The organism is uncultured Halomonas sp. (genome assembly GCF_947501415.1).
Taxonomy (GTDB): Bacteria; Pseudomonadota; Gammaproteobacteria; order Pseudomonadales; family Halomonadaceae; genus Halomonas.
In genome coordinates, this window is sequence record NZ_CANMVL010000002.1 from 304,940 (window position 1) to 324,253 (window position 19,314).

Annotated in this window: 16 protein-coding genes and 2 tRNA genes; 9 read left to right on the forward strand and 9 right to left on the reverse strand. The window is 65.7% G+C overall.

Annotated elements, in window-relative coordinates:
* Positions 1 to 91 precede the first annotated feature (91 nt).
* Positions 92 to 982 carry an NAD(P)-dependent oxidoreductase gene (locus Q0894_RS02165; RefSeq protein WP_299231055.1) on the forward strand — a complete coding sequence of 297 codons (891 nt, stop codon included), beginning with the start codon at positions 92 to 94 and terminating at the stop codon, positions 980 to 982.
* A 390-nt stretch (positions 983 to 1,372) separates the two neighbouring features.
* Here the strand turns inward: Q0894_RS02165 and Q0894_RS02170 are convergent.
* From Q0894_RS02170 to gltX, 3 genes are all read right to left on the reverse strand, one after another.
* Positions 1,373 to 1,448: transfer RNA gene (locus Q0894_RS02170), tRNA-Glu, on the reverse strand.
* 23 nt (positions 1,449 to 1,471) lie between these two features.
* Positions 1,472 to 1,547 (reverse strand) — tRNA-Ala (locus tag Q0894_RS02175).
* Between the two features lie 192 nt (positions 1,548 to 1,739).
* Positions 1,740 to 3,218, reverse strand: a complete 1,479-nt coding sequence (gene gltX / locus Q0894_RS02180) for a glutamate--tRNA ligase (RefSeq protein ID WP_299231057.1) — start codon at positions 3,216 to 3,218, stop codon at positions 1,740 to 1,742.
* A 143-nt stretch (positions 3,219 to 3,361) separates the two neighbouring features.
* Between gltX and Q0894_RS02185 the strand changes: the two genes are divergently transcribed.
* On the forward strand, positions 3,362 to 4,102 hold the full coding sequence (locus Q0894_RS02185; protein ID WP_299231059.1) for an SDR family NAD(P)-dependent oxidoreductase: 741 nt from the start codon (positions 3,362 to 3,364) through the stop codon (positions 4,100 to 4,102).
* 12 nt (positions 4,103 to 4,114) lie between these two features.
* Here Q0894_RS02185 and Q0894_RS02190 read toward each other — a convergent pair whose 3' ends face one another.
* Positions 4,115 to 4,729: a hypothetical protein gene (locus Q0894_RS02190; RefSeq protein ID WP_299231061.1), complete on the reverse strand. Its 615-nt coding sequence runs from the start codon at positions 4,727 to 4,729 to the stop codon at positions 4,115 to 4,117.
* Between the two features lie 131 nt (positions 4,730 to 4,860).
* Between Q0894_RS02190 and dusA the strand changes: the two genes are divergently transcribed.
* Positions 4,861 to 5,856 (forward strand): tRNA dihydrouridine(20/20a) synthase DusA, encoded by a 996-nt coding sequence (gene dusA, locus Q0894_RS02195; protein WP_299231063.1) that lies wholly within the window; start codon positions 4,861 to 4,863, stop codon positions 5,854 to 5,856.
* An 18-nt stretch (positions 5,857 to 5,874) separates the two neighbouring features.
* On the opposite strand, the gene Q0894_RS02200 is transcribed toward dusA, so the two are convergent.
* A complete protein-coding gene (locus tag Q0894_RS02200; protein ID WP_299231065.1) occupies positions 5,875 to 6,906 on the reverse strand; it encodes a succinylglutamate desuccinylase/aspartoacylase family protein in 1,032 nt (343 codons plus the stop codon).
* Between the two features lie 148 nt (positions 6,907 to 7,054).
* Between Q0894_RS02200 and Q0894_RS02205 the strand changes: the two genes are divergently transcribed.
* Positions 7,055 to 7,669: a TetR family transcriptional regulator gene (locus tag Q0894_RS02205; protein ID WP_299231066.1), complete on the forward strand. Its 615-nt coding sequence runs from the start codon at positions 7,055 to 7,057 to the stop codon at positions 7,667 to 7,669.
* On the opposite strand, the gene Q0894_RS02210 is transcribed toward Q0894_RS02205, so the two are convergent.
* The 4 genes from Q0894_RS02210 to Q0894_RS02225 form a co-directional block, all read right to left on the reverse strand.
* On the reverse strand, positions 7,666 to 8,337 hold the full coding sequence (locus Q0894_RS02210) for a hypothetical protein (RefSeq protein ID WP_132041356.1): 672 nt from the start codon (positions 8,335 to 8,337) through the stop codon (positions 7,666 to 7,668). The two genes, Q0894_RS02205 and Q0894_RS02210, sit on opposite strands and share 4 nt — an antisense overlap.
* 288 nt (positions 8,338 to 8,625) lie before the next feature.
* Positions 8,626 to 11,805: an efflux RND transporter permease subunit gene (locus tag Q0894_RS02215; RefSeq protein WP_299231068.1), complete on the reverse strand. Its 3,180-nt coding sequence runs from the start codon at positions 11,803 to 11,805 to the stop codon at positions 8,626 to 8,628.
* Positions 11,805 to 13,112 carry an efflux RND transporter periplasmic adaptor subunit gene (locus tag Q0894_RS02220; protein WP_299231070.1) on the reverse strand — a complete coding sequence of 436 codons (1,308 nt, stop codon included), beginning with the start codon at positions 13,110 to 13,112 and terminating at the stop codon, positions 11,805 to 11,807. The genes Q0894_RS02215 and Q0894_RS02220 overlap by 1 nt, the downstream gene beginning before the upstream one ends.
* 291 nt (positions 13,113 to 13,403) lie before the next feature.
* Positions 13,404 to 14,843, reverse strand: coding sequence for a TolC family outer membrane protein (locus tag Q0894_RS02225; RefSeq protein ID WP_299231072.1), 1,440 nt, complete (start codon positions 14,841 to 14,843; stop codon positions 13,404 to 13,406).
* A 120-nt stretch (positions 14,844 to 14,963) separates the two neighbouring features.
* Between Q0894_RS02225 and Q0894_RS02230 the strand changes: the two genes are divergently transcribed.
* Genes Q0894_RS02230 through Q0894_RS02250 form a run of 5 tightly spaced genes read left to right on the forward strand, consistent with a single transcriptional unit; the run spans position 14,964 to position 19,313 of the window.
* Complete coding sequence (locus Q0894_RS02230; protein ID WP_299231074.1) at positions 14,964 to 15,806, forward strand: alpha/beta hydrolase; 843 nt, start codon at positions 14,964 to 14,966, stop codon at positions 15,804 to 15,806.
* A 1-nt stretch (position 15,807) separates the two neighbouring features.
* Positions 15,808 to 16,929 carry an ABC transporter permease gene (locus tag Q0894_RS02235; protein ID WP_299231076.1) on the forward strand — a complete coding sequence of 374 codons (1,122 nt, stop codon included), beginning with the start codon at positions 15,808 to 15,810 and terminating at the stop codon, positions 16,927 to 16,929.
* Entirely contained in the window at positions 16,926 to 17,729 is an 804-nt protein-coding gene (locus tag Q0894_RS02240; protein ID WP_299231077.1) for an ATP-binding cassette domain-containing protein, read from the forward strand. Before Q0894_RS02235 ends, Q0894_RS02240 begins: the two co-directional genes overlap by 4 nt.
* A gap of 2 nt (positions 17,730 to 17,731) precedes the next feature.
* Positions 17,732 to 18,670: an MlaD family protein gene (locus tag Q0894_RS02245; protein WP_299231078.1), complete on the forward strand. Its 939-nt coding sequence runs from the start codon at positions 17,732 to 17,734 to the stop codon at positions 18,668 to 18,670.
* A 40-nt stretch (positions 18,671 to 18,710) separates the two neighbouring features.
* Positions 18,711 to 19,313 (forward strand): ABC-type transport auxiliary lipoprotein family protein, encoded by a 603-nt coding sequence (locus Q0894_RS02250; protein WP_299231079.1) that lies wholly within the window; start codon positions 18,711 to 18,713, stop codon positions 19,311 to 19,313.
* The last annotated feature ends 1 nt before the right edge of the window (position 19,314 follow it).

Consider the following 19,314-nt stretch of genomic DNA (forward strand, 5'->3'; position numbering starts at 1 on the left):
CCGTCGCCGCACACGTTATGCTGCAGAAAGCCGCCTTCGGGCGGCTTTCTGCATCCTGACAGCGTTCGACCACCCACACGAAGAGAGAGCCATGAGCAACACGATCTCGACAGTCGCCTTTATCGGCCTGGGCGTCATGGGCTACCCCATGGCTGGCCACCTGGCCCGTGCCGGCCTCGACGTGCGCGTCTACAACCGCACCCCAGCCAAGGCCAAGGCCTGGAGCGAGGAGTACGGCGGCAGCCACCATGCCACCCCCCGCGACGCCGCCAGCGGGGCCGACCTGGTGCTGGTCTGCGTCGGTAACGATGATGATGTCCGCCAGGTTACCCGAGGTGAGGATGGCGCCCTGCACGGCATGGTCCCAGGCAGCCTGCTGGTGGACCACACCACCGCTTCGGCCGATCTCGCCGAGGAGCTCGACGCCGCCTGCCGTGAACAGGGTATCGGCTTTATCGACGCCCCGGTCTCCGGCGGCCAGCAGGGCGCCGAGAACGGCGCCCTGACCATCATGTGCGGCGCCGACGAAACCGATTTCACTCGCGTCGAGCCACTTCTCGGCCACTACGGCCGCGCGGTGACGCTGATGGGATCTGCCGGCAGCGGCCAGCTGACCAAGATGGTCAACCAGATCTGCATTGCCGGCCTGGTCCAGGGACTCGCGGAGGGACTGCACTTCGCCGAGCAGGCCGGCCTCGACCGTCAACGCGTGGTGGATGTCATCGCCAAGGGCGCGGCCGGTTCATGGCAGATGGAAAACCGCCATGCAACCATGATCGCCGATGAGTACGAACACGGCTTCGCCGTGGACTGGATGCGCAAGGACCTCGGCATCTGCCTGGAGCAGGCACGCCGGCTACAGGCTCGCCTGCCGGTGACCGCCCTGGTCGACCAGTTCTATGCCGACCTTCAGGTGCTGGGCGGCGGTCGCTGGGACACCTCCTCCCTGCTGCGCCGCCTGCGCTCCATGAAGCTCGATTGACCTCTCCGCGGCGGTCCGTCACGGCCGCCGCAACACCACTTTCCCACCGCCCTGGCGTTTTCCACACTTTCTGTGGATAACCCTGTTCAAAACCCCTCCAAAAGGTCGCACAATCGCCATGGGAAGCGGCCCGAGCTTAGATTGATCATTTTTTGACCTAATTTAACTTGTTGTTTTATAAGACTTTTTAGGCAAAGCCCGGCGCCATGGGCATTCCCGGCCGGCTGTGCACAGACAGCCGGCCGGAACGCCACAAAGTGGACAAGTCAAGTGAAAATCGTCGCGGAATCGCGATCGATGGCAGGCAGCCTCGAGGAGTGATTGCCGCCGTGGGTAGACATCGGAGAACAAGAAAGGGCATCCTGTTGGATGCCCTTTCTTGAAGGAAGGTGGCGTCCCATAGGGGGTTCGAACCCCTGTTCCCGCCGTGAAAGGGCGGTGTCCTAGGCCACTAGACGAATGGGACGTTATCTTCACGCATGGCACGGTTGGTGGAGCCTAGCGGGATCGAACCGCTGACCTCAACACTGCCAGTGTTGCGCTCTCCCAGCTGAGCTAAGGCCCCGTGTGCCGTGAAGACGAGACGTATATTACTGATCCGACCCGGGTTCGTCAACCCCTTCGTGCTTCCCACGAGGACTTTAAGCTGTAAGCCTGAAGCTGGAAGAAGGACGTCGCCTATATCGTTGCTTCTGCCAGACCGCGGCAACTCCGTTAGCTGGCCTTGCCGAGACTTTCCAGGCTTACAGCTTACCGCTTACAGCTCCCTGAACTCCTTTTCGAAGCGCTTGGCCTGCTTCTTGGAAACGCCCCCCAGCACCGCGATGGCGTGACGCAGACGCGCCCGGGTCATGTCGGAGCCCAGTATCGCCATGGCGTCCATGACCGAGGTACTGGCGCTGGAACCCGTGATGGCAATGAAGACCGGTGCCAGCAGGTCCTTCATCTTCATCTCGAAGTGCGCCGAGAGCGCCTTCACCTCGCCAAGCAGCGCCTCCTTGTTCCAGGCAGGCAGGACCTCGAAGCGCCACACCAGGAACTGCAGCAGCTTGACCAGGTCCTCGCGGCCCAGCTTGACGGCGTCGAAGCTGGTCTCGCTGATCGCCGGCACACCGGAGAAGAAGTGGCCGGCCAGAGGGGCGACCTCGGAAAATGTTTCGATCCGCGGGCGCACCTGGGGCAGGATCTCCTTCACGTACTGCTCGTTGAAGGCCCACTCCATCAGCGCCTTGAGGAACCCCTCGTCGTCGAGCTCCTCACGAATATAGAGGCCGTTGAGCCAGGTCAGCTTCTCCAGGTCAAAGACCGGCCCGCCCAGCGAGACCCGCTGGATATCGAAGTGGGCCATCATCTCATCGAGGCTGAACTTCTCACGCTCGTCGGGCATCGACCAGCCCATGCGGCCCAGGTAGTTGGTCACCGCCTGGGGCAGATAGCCCATGCGCCGATAGTAGTTGATCGATGTCGGATTCTTGCGCTTGGAGAGCTTCGACTTGTCCGGGTTGCGCAGCAGCGGCATATGGCAAAGCTCCGGCATCTCCCAGCCGAAGTACTCGTAGAGCAGCTGATGCTTGGGCGCCGAGTTGATCCACTCCTCGCCGCGCAGCACATGGGTGATGCCCATCAGGTGGTCGTCGACCACGTTGGCCAGGTGGTAGGTGGGCATGCCGTCGGACTTGAGAAGAATCTGGGCATCGACCTGGGCCCAGTCGACCTCGATGGTGCCGCGCAGCATGTCCCGAATGACACAGGTGCCGGTTGCCGGTACCTGCATGCGCACGACATGGGGCCAGCCCTCGCTCTCTCGACGCGCCTGCTCGTCGGCGGGCAGGGCGAGATCCGCGGGCTTGAGCGCCAGGTGCATGCCGGCGGCCTTGCGCGACTCACGCAGCTCATCGAGCTCCTCGCTGGTGCGGTAGCACTTGAAGGCATGACCCGACTCGATCAGCTGGCGGGCGTACTCGGCATAGATGTCACCACGCTCGCTCTGACGATAGGGCCCATGGGGGCCTCCCACATCGGGCCCCTCATCCCACTCGACGCCCAGCCAGCGCAGCGAGTCGAGGATCATCTGCTCAGACTCCGCGGTGGAGCGCACGCGATCGGTATCCTCGATGCGCAGGATGAACTGTCCGCCGTGCTGGCGAGCGAAGCAGAGATTGAACAGGGCGATATAGGCGGTGCCGACGTGAGGATCGCCGGTCGGTGACGGCGCGATACGCGTGCGTACGGTCATGTCGTTGCGGTGTCCCGGATCCGAGGTGGATGGATGAGTGAGTGACCGCATTATACGCACCTGCCGACGCCTCGGCAGCCGTGGCCCGGGAATCATCGGCGGGATCGGGGGTCAATGTCTGGCAACCCGACCAGGAGCCCCCCATGCTGCCCACACTTCCCCCAGGCTATACTGCCCTGGTCACCGGCGCCTCCGGCGGCATCGGTGGCGCACTGGTCGAGGCGCTGCTGGCAGACCCACGCCTGGGCCGAGTGATCGCCGTCGGCCGCTGCCCGCCCGCCATGGATGACCCTCGCCATGAGGCGCTGGCCATCGACCTCACTCGTGAGAAGGGCTACCAGACACTGGCCGAGCGGATGGGGGAAGGTCCACTGCATCTGCTGTTCAATGCCATCGGCACCCTGCACGATGCCAATCTGGGGATCCACCCGGAAAAGAAGCTGGATGATCTGGACCCTGCAAGCCTGACACATCTGTTTCACATCAACGCCGTGACACCGGCCCTTCTGCTCCAGGCCCTGCAGCCCAACCTGAAGGGGAAGCACACCGCGCTGGTGGCAAGCCTCTCGGCGCGGGTGGGCTCCATCGGCGACAACAGGCTGGGAGGCTGGTACGCCTACCGTGCCAGCAAGGCGGCCCACAATATGCTGATGCGAACCGCCGACATCGAGCTGAGGCGCCTGAACCCTAAGCTGGCGGTAGTCTGCCTGCACCCCGGCACCACCGACACCGGCCTCTCGCGCCCCTTCCAGGCCCGGGTGCCCGCCGAACAGCTACTCTCTCCGCGCTTCGTTGCCTCACGCCTGCTGACGGTGCTGGGCGAGTGCGGCCCGGAGTCCAGCGGCAGTTTTCTCGACTGGGCAGGCAAACCCGTCCCCTGGTAACTACCGACGGGGCTACTCGACCCGGATCACCTCTACCTGATCGTGGGTGCGCCGTGTCTCGCTCCCCACCAGGAAACGCTGACTGTAGCGGGCCACCTGCCCCAGGCCGTGCCGCGACTGCTGAACCAGAGGCCCGCTGAGGTGCTCATTCTCCTCACCCAGGCGCTCACGCACCGAACGCGGCTGGACGCTGCCCTCCTGAACATCGACCGTAACGCGATAGCCACCATCCGGCAGTCCACTGCCGGGGCCGAAGGGGCCTGCCACGAAGCCCCCCTCCGCCACCGACACACGCTCCCGCCAGCGCACCCCGCTGAGCTCGCGCTCCACGATCACCTGCAGGCGGGTCGCCTGGGGCAGGTTGGTCTCGCCCTCCACCGTCAGGCGCCGGTCGCTTCCCAGCCGAGAGCTCAGTTCGAACATCACCGGCTCATCGAAGGGCGGCACCTCGGGCGCCTCCTCGGTGGAGGCCGTCTCACGGCTCTCGCTGGCCGAACTCACCTCAGCGGCCGTCGTCCTGTCGGCGGCCGTCTCGGTAGACTCCGGCGGTGACGTCTCCTCGCCGCCACAGCCGGCCAGCATGACCGCCAGCACCAACGGGACTGTCGCGTATAGCGCCCTTGTCATCCACTATTCTCCAGACAGCATCATCAACCTTCAGGCTACCACCGCTCGGTGTCTGCGTCGTCCACCCCTCGGCCTGACGCCCGCGGGCTGGTAGAATGCGTTCTCCTCCACGCCCGACCTTCGTGATGCCGATGCCTCAGCTTGACCGCACCTTCTCCGTGGCCCCCATGATGGAATGGACGACCCGCGACTACCGCGCGTTCGCCAGGACCCTCACCCGCCACGCCCTGCTCTATACCGAGATGGTCACGACCGGCGCCATCCTCCACGGCAGCCCGCGCGAGCGCTTCCTGGGGTTCGACGAGGTCGAGCACCCGCTCGCCCTGCAGCTTGGCGGCAGCGACCCCGGCGCGCTCGCCGAGTGCGCGGCCATCGCCGAGGCCTGGGGCTACGACGAGGTCAACCTCAACGTCGGCTGCCCCAGCGACCGGGTCCAGAACAACCTGATCGGCGCCTGCCTGATGGGGCACCCCCAGAAGGTCGCCGCGGCGGTCAAGGCGATGCGCGAGGCAGTATCCATTCCGGTCACGGTCAAGTGCCGCATCGGCATCGACGACCAGGACGAGGATGCCGACCTCTCGCGCTTTATCGATACCGTTGCCGACGCCGGCTGTGACACCTTTATCGTGCATGCGCGCAAGGCATGGCTGGAGGGCCTCTCCCCGAAGGAGAATCGTGACGTGCCGCCGCTCAACTACCCCCGGGTGCATCGTCTCAAGGCGAGCCGTCCCGAGCTGCATGTCGGCATCAACGGCGGCCTCAAGACGCTGGACGCCTGCCAGGAGCAGCTCGAGTTCGTCGACAGCGTGATGGTGGGTCGCGAGGCCTACCAGAACCCCTGGCTGCTCGCCGGCGTCGACCAGGCGCTCTATGGCGTCCCCGGGCCGGCAGCCAGCCGCCATGCCGCGGCCCGAGCCCTGCGCCCCTATATCGCTCGCCGCCTCGCTGAGGGGACCAGGCTCAACCACCTGACTCGCCACCTGCTGGGGCTCTTCCAGGGCCAGCCGGGCGGGCGCAAGTTCCGCCGCCACCTGTCGGAGAATGCCCATCGCGAGGGGGCCGGCCTGGCAGTGTTCGATGATGCCCTGGGCCTGGTCGCCGAGCGCGAGACGCCCGCCGTGGCCTGAGGCCGCTCGGCACACTCTTCAGTACAGCGGGTCGGGGGGCGGTTCCAGGCTGGAGTGAAAGCCTTCGATCGCGCTCTGGGCCTCCTCGATGGCATCGAAGCGGGCGATATGAAACAGCGCCCCGCCCTCGTTGGCCAGTGGCAGGCGACTCATGCCGATCACGATACCGTCCGCCATGGCCAGCACCTCCCCTTCCGCGTTGCCGAAGGGGTCGGCCACCCGGCCCAGCACTTCGCCCCTGGCCACCCGCGCCCCCAGGCGTACCCTGGGGCGCAGGATGCCATCGATGGGCGCCCGCGCCCAGCTTGAGCCATTGGCCACCTCGGCGGCCGGGGGCTCACGGCGGCGATGCTGCCCGCTCAGCATGCCCAGGCGACGCATCACCCGGAGCACCCCGCGCACCCCGGGGGTGATCGCCCATTCGTCGAAGCGCAGCGCCTCCCCGGCCTCATAGGTCAGCACCGGTATCCCGCGGTTCTGGGCATAGTGACGCAGGCTCCCCTCGCGCAGCTCGGCATTGAGGATCACCGGCGCCCCGAATGCATTGGCCATGCGCTCGGTCACTCCGCCCGTCACCAGCTGGGCGCGGATCTGGGGCAGGTTGGTACGATGGATCGCACCGGTATGCAGATCGACGATATGTGTCGCCTGATCGACGATCGCCTCGCGAAACAGCGCCGCCATGCGGCCTCCCAGGGAGCCCGACTCACTGCCCGGAAAGCAGCGGTTGAGGTCGCGGCGGTCAGGCAGATAACGGCTGTTCTGCACGAACCCGAAGACATTGACGATCGGCACGGCGATCAGGGTCCCACGCAGGCCCTGCAGCTGCCTGGAGCGCAGCAGACGACGCACGATCTCCACGCCATTGATCTCGTCGCCGTGGATGCCGCCGCATACCAGCAGGGTCGGTCCCGCCTGGCGGCCATGGACCACCTCCACGGGGATGGAGAGCGGGGCGTGGGTGTACAGGCGCGCGGCGGGCACGTCGACCTGGGTACGACTGCCCGGCGCGATGGCGACACCGGCAAGGTCGAAGGGGGCTCGAGGCATGGGAACTCCTGCGGCAGAGGTGCCGATCCTGGCGCCCTTTTATACGGCAGTGCGCGGCGAAAGACGAGCCTTGTGACATACAGGAATGAATGTAAATCTCGGACGCATCGGGTAGAATGAAGGTATCCACTTCTCACGAGACCTGACCATGGCTCGACGCACCAAGGCCGAGGCCGCCGCGACTCGCGAGGCCCTGCTCGACGCTGCCGAAGAGGTCTTCCTCGAAAAGGGTGTCGCACGCACCTCCCTGGAGCAGATTGCCCGTCACGCCGGCATGACCCGGGGCGCCGTCTACTGGCACTTCAAGAACAAGGCGGACCTCTTCCAGGCCATGCTGTGCCGGGTGCGCATGCCCTTCCAGGAGCTGATCGCGGAGATTGCCGAGCCGAGCCTGATGGAGCGTCCCCTGGAGGCCATCCGCCTGGCCATCCAGAACGGCTTCGAACGCCTGGAGCAACCCCGCCATCGGCGCGTACATGCCATCCTGGTCCATCACTGCGAGGTGTTCGGCGATATCGACCCGCTGGCCATGCAGAACGAGATGGCCAATGAGGCCTGCGGGGCCCTGACCGACCACTTCACCTGTGCGGCGCGCCTGGGGCAGTTGCGTGAAGACCTCTCCCCCGAGAACGCCGCCGAACTGATGCAGGCGCTGCTCGGTGGACTCTTCCATGACTGGCTGCGCAACCACGAGCGCTTCTCGATCGCGACCAAGGGCAGCGAGCTGGTGGCTCTCCAGCTCGAGCTGATGCGCCGGCCCTAGGCCGCCGTGGTCGAGCGTCGCCCACCCAGCCGCAGCCGCCTGAGGTGAGCGCGGGCCTCGCGAAACTCTCCATCCTCGACGCTGCGATAGGCGCCCTCCTCCACCAGATACTTCACCAGCACCCGCCGCTCGCCGGCCCGGGGCATGCTGTCAGGCTTGCCCTGCAGGCGCACTTCGCACTGGGGATCATCGAGCAGGATCGCACTGGCCACCCCCTCGGCATCCGGCGCCGAGCGCACCTCGACACGCTCACCCAGCAGACAGCGCCGATGGCTGTGCGAATGGCGGTGAAACCAGCGCCTCATCGCCGCGCAGAGCGTGGCGGCGAGCGGCGAGGCGACCGCGAAGGCCCCCCACAGCACCACGATCCCCAGCGGGACCCGGAACAGGCCAAGTTCCATCCAGCGCAGCGCCACGAGCTCCACCGTCAGGGTGATGGCCGCCGCCAGCCCCAGCAGCACCGAGAGCGAGACGCTGGCCGGCACACCCACAAAGCCAAGGGCGACCAGCGAGCTGGCCAGATAGTCACCCTTCAGGCTGTCATGCTCGAACAGCTCCAGCGGTGCCAGGCGCAGCGCCACCAGCACCCAGTAGAGCAGCAGCAGCGGCATCAGCACACTGAACACCACCACCGGAAAGCTCAGCGCAACCATCATGACGAACTCCATGGCCACCTCCCCGACACTACTTAGCCAACGAATGGGACCCTGAGAATCACTATAGCCTCTCCTTCCGGACGAAGGCCAAGGACCGGCAGCACGGCCAGGTAGCACAGCCAGGAAACTTAGCCAGGAAACTTAGCCGGGAAACTTAGCCAGGAAACTTAGCCAGGAAACACCGTCAGGTGGCCCACAGGTAGCACAGTGAGCCTCGTCGGCGGGAGCGGTTTCCACGGAGAGACAAGGGGCGCCTCATAAGAGGCGCCCCTTGTAACAGCCGGACGAGTCAGGCGATGACTAGCCCTGCTCAGACCCTGCGACCTGGCGCGGCGCCTCCTTGCCGCGCAGCTTGCGTCCCAGCCAGTCGGAGACCGAGGCGATCATGGCGTAGAAGCTGGGAATGAAGAAGCTTCCCAGCACCGCGACAGACGCCATGCCCACCGCCACCGTGGTGCCGATATGGTGGCTGCTGACATCGCTCGCCCCACTGGCCAGGGCCAGCGGCAGGGTACCGAAGATAAAGGCCAGCGAGGTCATCACGATCGGCCGGAAGCGCAGCTCCGCCGCGCTGGTGGCCGCCTCGCGGATCGTCTTGCCCAGCTCCTTGCGCTGCAGCTCGGCAAACTCGACGATCAGGATGGCGTTCTTGGCCGCAAGGCCAACCACCACCAGCATGCCGATCTCCACATAGACACTGGAATCCAGCCCGCGCAGCGCGATGCCGCCGATCCCTCCCAGGAAGGCGAAGGGGGTGGCGGTCAACACCGCCAGCGGCAGCGACCAGCTCTCGTACTGGGCCGCCAGAATCAAGAACACCATCAGCAGGCCGAAGATGATCGCCAGGCTGGCGGCACTGCCCATCTGACTCTCCTGATAGGCGGTACCGGTCCAGCCCATCCCCCAGTTGCTGCCCAGGGTCTCGGCAACGACCTCCTCCATGGCGGTGATCGCCTCGCCGGAACTGTAGCCAGGCGCCGGGCCACCCTGGAACTGCGCCCCCAGATAGACACCGAAGCGCGACACCACCGCGGGCTTGGCCTGGCGCTCCAGGGTCACGAACTCCGACAACGGAATACGCTCCCCATTGCCACCGCGCACATAGACACTGCTGATATCATCGGGTGTCTTGCGGAACTCATCCTCGTTCTGCAGATAGACCTGGAAGTTGCGGTTCTGATAACTGAAGAAGTTGACGAAGCCGGTACCGAAGGTATTGGAGAGCGTCGCGTTGAGCTGCTGCAGCGACACCCCGTAGCTCAGCGCCTTCTGCTGATCGATCTCGGCGCGGTAGCCCGGCACATTGACATTGAAGGTGGTAAAGACACGCTGCAGTGCCGGGTGCTCACCCGCCGCCTGCATTACCTTGAGCGACGCCTGGAACAGCTCCTTGGGCGTGGCTCCCTCGAAGGACTGCAGATAGCCCGTGAAGCCGCCGGTGGTGGAGAGCCCCATGATCGGCGGCATGTTGAAGGCCATCGCCGAGCCCCCCGGAACCTGGGCGCCCAGCTGCATGATCCTGCCGACCAGCTCATCCGCGGTCAGCGTCCGCTCATCCCAGGGCAGCATATTGATGAACATGATGCCGCGGGCCGAGTTGACCGCACTGGAGAGCATGTCATATCCCGCCACGGCGGAGCTGAACTCGACCCCCTCGATCTCCTCGATACGGGCGCTCAGCTCATCCATATAGGCCCGGGTACGGTCCAGGGAGGCGGAGTCGGGTAGCTGTACTGCCGCCAGCACCAGGCCCTGATCGGTCTCGGGCACCAGGGTCGAGGGGGTGATCTGGTAGAGCCACCAGGAGCCGCCGACCACCAGGCCGGTCAGCAGCAGGGCCACTCCCCAGAAACGCACCAGCGACCTGACCACCCACATGTAGGCGGTGGTGATACCGGCAAAGAGGCTGTCGAACAGGCGCAGCGGGGTGTGAAGGGCGCGCGCCAGCTTCGACTGCCCCATCTGCGGCTTGTGCTTGATGAACACGGCCGACAGGGCCGGCGTGAAGGTCAACGCCATCAGCGCCGAGAAGGCCACCGAGATCGCCACGGTCAGGGCAAACTGCTGATAGATCTGGCCGGTGAAGCCCCCCAGGAAGGCCACCGGCAGGAACACCGCGGCCATGATCAGGGAGGTGGCGATGACCGGGCCCCCCACCTCCTTCATGGCCTGGATGGTCGCCTGGGTGACCGTGATCTCCTCATCCTCGCCCAGCACCCGCTCGACGTTTTCCACCACCAGGATGGCGTCGTCCACCACGATGCCGATGGCGAGCACCAGCGCGAACAGCGTCAGCAGGTTGATCGAGAAGCCGAACAGGTAGAAGCCGGCGAAGGTCGCCAGTACCGACACCGGCACCACCGACATGGCGATCAGGGTGAAGCGCCAGTTCTGCAGGAAGACGAACAGGATCACCCCGACGATCAGAAACGCCTCGATAAACACCTTGGTCACGGTATCGACGGAGGCGCCGATAAACAGCGTGGTGTCATAGGGCACCACCTGCTCGAGCCCCGGCGGGAAGCGCGCCTCCAGTTCGGCCATGGTCTCGTGGACCAGTCGGGCGGTCTCGAGGGCATTGGCACCAGGCTGCTGGTTGATGATGATGGGCGTCATGGCGCCACCGTTCAGCTTGGCGTTGACCCCGTAGTAGGAGGCGCCCAGCTCGATGCGTGCCACGTCGCTGAGACGCAGCGACGAGCCATCGGGGTTGGTGCGCAGCAGGATATCGCGGAAATCGTTGACGTTGTTGAGGCGCCCACCGGCGGTGATCGTATAGGAGAAGGCCCTCGGGTCGCTCTGGGGAGTGGCGGCCAGCCCCCCCGCGGGCACCTCGGTGTTCTGGGTGCGAATCGCCGTCGCCACCTCGGTTGGCGTCAGGTCGTACTGGGCCAGCTTGTCCGGGTCCATCCAGATGCGCATGGCAAACTCGCCGCCACCCAGCACCGAGGCATCCCCCACCCCCGGGAGCTGGCGCAGCTCATCGAGAATATTGAGGGTGGCATAGTTCTGCATGAAGACGTTGTCGTAGTCGCCCTGTGGCGAGATCAGCGAGACCAGCATCAGAATCGAGCTGGAGCGCAGCTCCACGGTCACGCCCTGGGCCTGCACCGCCTCGGGCAGCTGTGAGAGCGCCCCCTGCACCCGGTTGTTGACGTTGATGGTGTTGATATCGCCTTCGGTGCCGATGTTGAAGGCCACGTTGAGACTCATGGAGCCGTTGTCGCCACTGGTCGAGGTCATGTAGAGCATATCCTCGACACCGTTGATGGCCTCGGCCAGGGGAGCCGCCACCGTCTGCGCCACCGTTTCGGCATCGGCACCGGGGAACTGGGCGCTAACCGAAACGGTGGGCGGCACCACACTGGGATACTGCTCAACGGGCAGCACGCGCAGGCTGACCACCCCGACCAGGGTCAGGATGATCGCCAGTACCGTGGCGAAGATCGGCCGCTTGATAAAGAAGTTGGAGAAGTTCATCAGGCGTCGTCCTCACCGGCCTCGGCCGGCCCCGACTCGCTCTCGGCCGTCGCCTCCTGGGTCGCCTGGCCCTCCTGGCCGGGCTGGGCAGCCGAGCCACCCGCTGCCGCCGCACCCTGCTGCTGGCCACCCGGCTGCATGGAGCGCTCGACCAGCGCCTGGGCATCGCCATCGAAGGGCAACGGCTTGATGGTCACGCCCGGCTCGATGCCGGCGAGGTCACCGACCACCACACGCTCACCCGGCTCGACCCCGTCACGCAGGATGTTCCAGGACCCCGCCACCTCGCCCAGGCCAACCGGCCGAGCGCGGGCGACGTTATCCTCATCGAGCACGAATACCTGGGGCCCCATCAGGCCCTGGCCGATGGCGATCTCGGGGACTGCCAGCACATCGAAGCGCTTGAGGCCCTCGAGTTCGACACGCACGAACTGTCCGGGCAACACACGGTGCTCGGGATTGGCGAAGGTGGCACTAGCCTGCACCGTGCTGGTGCCCTCCTCCACGCGAGAGCCAAGGAAGGTCAAGCGTCCCACGAGACGCTCACTTCCCAACCCGGGCAGCTGCAGGACCGCACGAATCTTCTCGGTGCCGTCACGCTCCTGCATCTGGCGACGCAGCTCGAAGGCGTCCCGCTGGGGCAGCTGAAAACGCACCTCGAGCGGATCCAGCGGCGTGATGGTGGCAAGTTCGGTGCCATTGCTCACCACATTGCCGACGTTGACCCGACTGAGGCTGATCATGCCCGATACCGGGGCGGTGACTTCGGCATAGTCGAGATCGATCCGTGCGGTGGCCAGTGCCGCCTCGGCCTGGACCACCGACGCGCGTGCCACGCTCAGCTCCGAGCGTGCCTGGTCGACCTGCTGGCGGCTCACCGAGTTCTGACTCAACAGCCGTTCGAAACGATTGGCATCGCGCTGGGCACGCTCCAACTGGGCGCGGGCACTCTGCAGGTCGGCCTCACGCTGCCTGACCGCCGCCTGATACACATCCGGCTCGATGGAGTAGAGCACCTGTCCCTTCTCGACCATCTCACCCGGCTCGAAGTGACGCTTTTCGAGGGTGCCAGTGACGCGGGCCACCAGCATCACCTCATCATCGCTGCGCAGCAACGAGGGATAGGAGCGCTCCAGGTCGAGATCCTGTCGGGCTAGCTCGGCGACCTCCACCGGGTGTGGGGGACGCTCCTGGGCGCCGCCCTGCTGGGCCTGCTGAGGCGACTCATCTTGACCACAGGCGGCCAGCATAAGGCCGGCGGCCAGGGCAAGAAGGCCCGCCCGGCCGATTCGGTATGCAGTTTTCATGCGCGTGGGGTTTCCTTGGGAAATAGCGGATGAACGAATTTTACATTCACCAGTGTATGGATGTAAAACTTAGCTGCCTAAGCAAGACTCGAGGCCTCGCTCTGGATGACGGCTATTACTGACCTGCTATTACTGACCTGCCATTGATATGCTGGTCGCGATGGCCACTTACGCATCAATACAACGCATCAGTACAACGCATCAGTACAACGCATCAGTACAACGCATCAGTACAATAGCCTGTACCCAGGTGGCAGTGGCTATCGAGCGACCGCCCAGGGCCCGGCAGACTCACTGAGGCGTAGGGCGCTCACCGATGTTCATTACCGGGTCGTTGCCGGCAGCATCCGGCAGCTGAAGATCGACGCTGCCGCCATCCAGCCAGGCATTGATCTCGGCCAGGGCCTCCTCATCGAGGGTGCCCGCACGCTGACGCAGGGTCAGCAGGTTGATCACATAGTCGTAACGCGCGCTGGCCAGCTCGGCAATGGCGTTGTAGAGGTTCTGCTCGGCATTGAGCACATCGACGATATTGCGGGTACCGACCTCGTAACCGGCGCGGGTCGCATCCAGGGCGCTCTGGTTGGAGACCACCGCCTGGGCGCGGGCCTCTACCGTGGCGACATCGTTGGTCACCCGGGTATAGCTGGAACGCACATCCTGGATGGTGCTGCGACGCTGATCCTCAAAGTCGTACTGAGAGGCCTCCAGCAGGTAGGTGTTCTGGCGTACTGAGGCGCTGGTGCGCCCCCCGGTATAGAGGGGCATGCTGACGCCTACCCCGACCTGGCTGCTGGAGTCATGGCCATCGATGCGATCGGCATCGCTATCGGCGTAGTTGTAGCTGGCGAAGGCATTGACCTGGGGCAGACGCCCGGCGCGAGCGATCTCCACCGCGCTGCGCGACACCTCGACACCGGCCTGACTGGCCAGTACCCGGGGATTGTTCTGCATCGCCAGCTCCACCCAGGCGCTGCGCTTCAGCGGCATGGGCGGCGCGATGGTTAGCTCCTCGCCCAGGGCATCGATACTCTCGTAACGCTGTCCGGTGAGCCGTTCGAGCACCTCGAAGCGCACCTGCAGGTCACTCTCGGCGGCGATACGGACCGCCCTCGCCTGGTCGAAGGCCGCCTTGGCCTCCTCCACCTCGGTAATGGCGATCAGCCCCACCTCGAACTGCTCGCGGGCCTGCTCCAGCTGGCGGTTGATGGCCCGCTCCTGGGCGCGGCGCGCCTCCAGTACCTCATGGGCGCGCAGGATCTCGAAGTAGGCGGTCGATACGCTGATCAATACGCCCTGCTCGGTAGCCGCCAACTGATAGAGCTGTTGATCGACCTGACGTGCGCTGCGCTCTACCTGCCGCGTGGCGATGGCATTGAAGAGGGCCTGAGTGGCCTCGAGGGTGACGCCGACGCGATTGACATTGTCATCCCCTTGGGGCTGACCGGGAATCGACTGCGCCTCATATTGCCGATTATGGGTCAGATTGCCCGAGGCCGTGACCTGGGGCAGCAGATCCGCCCCCTCCACATCACGCCCGGCTTCGGTACTACGGGTCAGGGAACGAGCCGAGGCCAGCTCGGCATTGTTCATCAGGGCATCGTTGGCGATGGTCAGCAGATCCGCCGCCTGGGCGGATGTCGACATGATGGTGGCCACCATCATCGGCAACAGGGCGCGGCGCAGGACGCGCGACGGGCGGGAACAACGCGACGGGCGGGAAGACGTCATCGGCTCATCCTCGATCCATAGGATATTTACATACATTGTCGCATGTTCAGGCCTCGATTCCACCTTACCATCGAGGAACAATATGGCATATCGTGGTCACCCCAGCGACGGAGACGAAGCATGCAACACCTTGATTGGGTCAGCGTAGACGATCTCGACGTGGCAGTGCGGGTATGGCACCCCGATGCCCCTCGCACCCTGATCGCCTGGCACGGCCTGGCTCGCCATGGGGGTGACTTCGCCGAGCTGGCCCATCGCCTGGGACCCGAGTGGCGGGTGCTGGCACCGGACACCCCGGGGCGCGGCCTCTCGACCTGGTCGCTTCATCCCGAGCAGGACTATACCTACGCCGCCTACGCCGGTATCGCCCGGGGCATCCTCGACCACTTCGACCTGGAGCGGGTGCCCTGGCTAGGCACCTCCATGGGCGGCCTGCTGGGCCTGCGTCTGGCCGCTGAGCTCTACACCGCCGGGCGCATCGAGCGCCTGATACTCAACGATATCGGCCCCGAGCTGGCGCCCGGGGGACTGGCCGAGCTGGGCGACTACTTCTCTCGCCCCCACGAGTTCGCGAGCTTCCGCGACCTCGAGGCGGAGCTGCGCCACCACTATGCAGGATTCGGCATCGAGGGCGACGACAGCTGGCGGCGACTGGCGCTGGAGAGTGCACGTCGCCTGCCCGACGGGCGCTGGAGCTTTCACTACGACCCGCAGATCACCGCGCAGTTTGTCCACGACACGCCGCGAGACCTATGGGCCGACTGGAGTACCCTCACCTGCCCACTGATGGTGATCCGCGGCGCTCGCTCGCCCCTGCTCGCCGCCGCCACGCTCGAGCGGATGGCCGAAACACAACCCAAGCTCATCACTCTGGAAGCGGCCGGCTGTGGCCACGCCCCCTATCTCGACCGCGCCAGCCAGGTCGAGCCGATTCGGCGCTTTCTCGATAATCCGGAGCACTGAGATGCCATCGACCCCGGGGGAGCTACTGATCGACCAGGGGCCGCCACGCCCACGCGGTGACTGGACCCTCGAGCATCATGCCACGCTGCGCCGCCGTATCGATGAGGCCCGTCGAGCGGCGGCTGGCACTCCCGAGTCGCTGGCCGAGATCGCCGCCCTCGATACCGCCGGCGCCGCCCTGCTTGCCGAGCTCACCGGCGCCGAGCGCCTCGCCGGAATCGATGACTGGGCGCCACAGCTGCCTGCCGAAAGGCGCGCCCTGCTGCGCTCGGTGGGCGAGGCACTCCTGCTCTGCGAGCCCCCGGCTGCACAACGCTCTCACCCCCTGCGTGGCCCACTCGCCGAAATCGGGCGGCGTGTTGAAGGCATCGGGGACCAGCAGAAACAGCTACTGGGCTTCATCGGACGAGTGCTCGCCACCCTGGCCACCAACGCCTGGCGCCCCAGGCGCTGGCGCCTCACCTCCGTCGTCGCCCAGATTCACCAGACCGGCCTCGACGCCCTGCCCATCGTCGCCCTGCTCACCTTCCTGGTGGGAGCGGTAGTCGCATTTCTCGGTGCCACGGTGCTACGCGACTTCGGTGCCACCCTCTACACGGTACACCTGGTGGCTTACGCCTTCCTGCGCGAGTTCGGCGTGATCCTGGCCGCCATCCTGATGGCCGGCCGAACCGCCAGCGCCTTTACCGCCCAGCTGGGAGCCATGAAGGCCAACGAGGAGCTCGATGCCCTGCGCACCCTGGGTCTCGACCCGGTAGCGTTGCTGGTACTGCCTCGCGTGGTGGCACTGACCATCAGCCTGCCCATCCTCACCTTCGTGGGGATGCTCAGTGGTATCCTGGGCGGCGCCACGGTCTGCCTGGTGGCACTGGATATCTCGGCGGCACAGTTTCTGGCGATCCTTGAGCGCGATATCGCCATTCAGCACTTCCTGGTGGGCATGGGCAAGGCACCGCTGTTCGCCTTCGTGGTCGCCGTGATCGGCTGTCTGGAAGGCTTCAAGGTAAGCGGCAGCGCCCAGTCGGTGGGCGAGCACACGACGTCGAGCGTGGTGCAGTCGATCTTCATGGTGATCCTGCTCGACGCCCTGGCGGCGCTGTTCTGCATGGAGATGGGGTGGTGAGCGAGCAGGTGGATGACAGACCCCGGCCGCTGATTCGTGTTCGCGACCTGGAGAACCGCTTCGGCAGCCATGTGGTGCACCAGCACCTCGACCTGGACTTGCAGCAAGGCGAGATTCTTGGCGTGGTGGGCGGCTCGGGCTCGGGCAAGTCGGTCCTGTTACGCAGCATCGTTGGTCTGTTGCGCCCTAGCGGCGGAAGCATCGAGGTATTTGGCGAGGACCTTCAGCAGCTTTCCGCTTCGGCGCGCTCACGGGTCGAGCGTCGCTTCGGGGTGCTGTTCCAGCGCGGCGCCCTGTTTACCTCACTGACCCTGGCCGAGAATGTCGCCCTGCCCCTGATCGAGCATGCAGGCCTGCCCCGCAGCGAAGCCGAGGCGCTGGCGCGCCTCAAGCTGGCCCTGACAGGGCTGCCTGGCAAGGCTGCCACTCAGTACCCGGCCGAGCTCTCCGGCGGCATGGTCAAGCGCGCCGCCCTGGCCCGTGCCCTGGCGCTGGACCCGGAAGTGCTGTTCCTCGATGAGCCCACCGCAGGACTGGACCCCATCGGGGCCGCCGCCTTCGACCGGCTGCTGCTGACCCTGCGAGATGCCCTGAGTCTCAGCGTGTTTCTGATCACCCACGACCTGGATACTCTCTATACAGCCTGTGACCGAGTGGCGGTACTGGCCCAGCGCCGGGTACTGGTGGCCGGCCACCTCGAGAGCGTGGCAGCCACCGATGAGGCCTGGATTCACGACTACTTTCACGGCCCGCGTGGACGCGCGGCCGACAATGCCGCGCGTACCGCCAAGGAGAGCTGACCATGGAGCCTCGTGCCCATCATGTGCTGATCGGTCTGTTTACCGTGCTCGCCCTCGGCGGCGCCCTGCTGTTCGCGCTGTGGCTGGGCAAGTCGAGCCTGAACCGCGATGATACCTGGTACGAGGTGGTCTTCGATCGTGCCGTCAGCGGCCTCGCCGAGGGTAACGCCGTCCAATACAGCGGCATCGAGGTGGGTAACGTGGCCGAACTGCACCTGGATTCCAGGGACCCACGCCGGGTACGCGCGCTGATCCGCATCGATGCCAGCGTACCGATCAAGGCCGACACCCGCGCCAGTCTGAGCCTGGCCAACATCACCGGCAGCATGAATATCCAGCTCTACGGCGGCAGCCCGGAGAGTGAGCGGCTGATGGGCAGTCGTGACAACCCGCCGGTGATCCGCGCCCGACCTTCGCCGCTTAGCTCGCTGCTGAGCAACAGCGAACGGCTGATGATCCGCTTCAATCGCCTGCTCGACGGCGCCGACCGGCTGCTCTCCGACGACAATGTCGAGCACCTGTCGCGCAGTCTGGCCAACCTGGAACAGGCCACCGCGACACTCGCCGATAATGACCTCGACCTGGCGGCACTGGCCGAGCAACTCGGCACCATCCTGACCCAGGCCGAAACCACTCTGGCGACCTACGCCCGGCTGGGAGAACAGGCTGGGCGGCTGCTCGACGAGGAGGGCCGCCGCACCCTGGCTCGCGCGGAGAACGCCATGGCGGCCCTGGAAGAGGGCGCCGGCCGGGTGGCCCGGCTGACCGCCGACCATGAGCAGGATATCGCCCGCGGCCTGCAGGGAGTCGGCGAACTCGACCCCGCCATGCGCGAGCTCCATGCGGCGCTGCGCGCCCTCAACCGCCTGATACGGCGCCTCGAGGAGAGTCCTGCCGACACCCTGCTGGGACGCGAACTGCTGCCGGAGTACACCCCTTGAGCATTAACCCCATGACCTTTCACACCATAGGGGATATCACATGAGCCCCCGATATCTTGTCTCGATGCTGCTGGCCCTGTTGCTGATGGTTTCCGCCGGCTGCACAATCCTGCCGGAGCGCGAGCCCCAGCGCCTGTTCACTCTGCCGGGAAGCACGGCTCTCGATGCCTCCGGTCCATCCGCCCTCGCCACCCTGCGCGTCGATACATTCAGCGCCAGCGCACCTCACGGCGGCAACCGGCTGCTGGTGATGCCGACACCCGGTGAACTCGAAGCCTGGGCCGGGGTACGCTGGCGTGACGATGCCACGCGACTGTTGCAGGAGCGGCTCCTCGAGGCCTTTCGCCTAGCGGGACGCCTGAACGGGGTGCTCGATGACGCCAGCCGCGCCCGCAGTGATGCTACCCTGACCGGTCATCTGACGGCCTTCCACCTGCGCCTCGATGGGGACCCCCCCCGTGCCGTGGTGCGCCTCGACGCCCAGCTGATCGACGAGTCCCGCCGCGAGTTACTCGCCAGTCGCCGCTTCGAGGCAACATCGGCGGTCAGTGACGCCACACCCGAGGCAGCGGTGCAGGCCCTTGGGCGGGCATCCGATGCCCTCGCCGAGAGCCTGATCGGCTGGGCAGTCGAAACGCTATAGC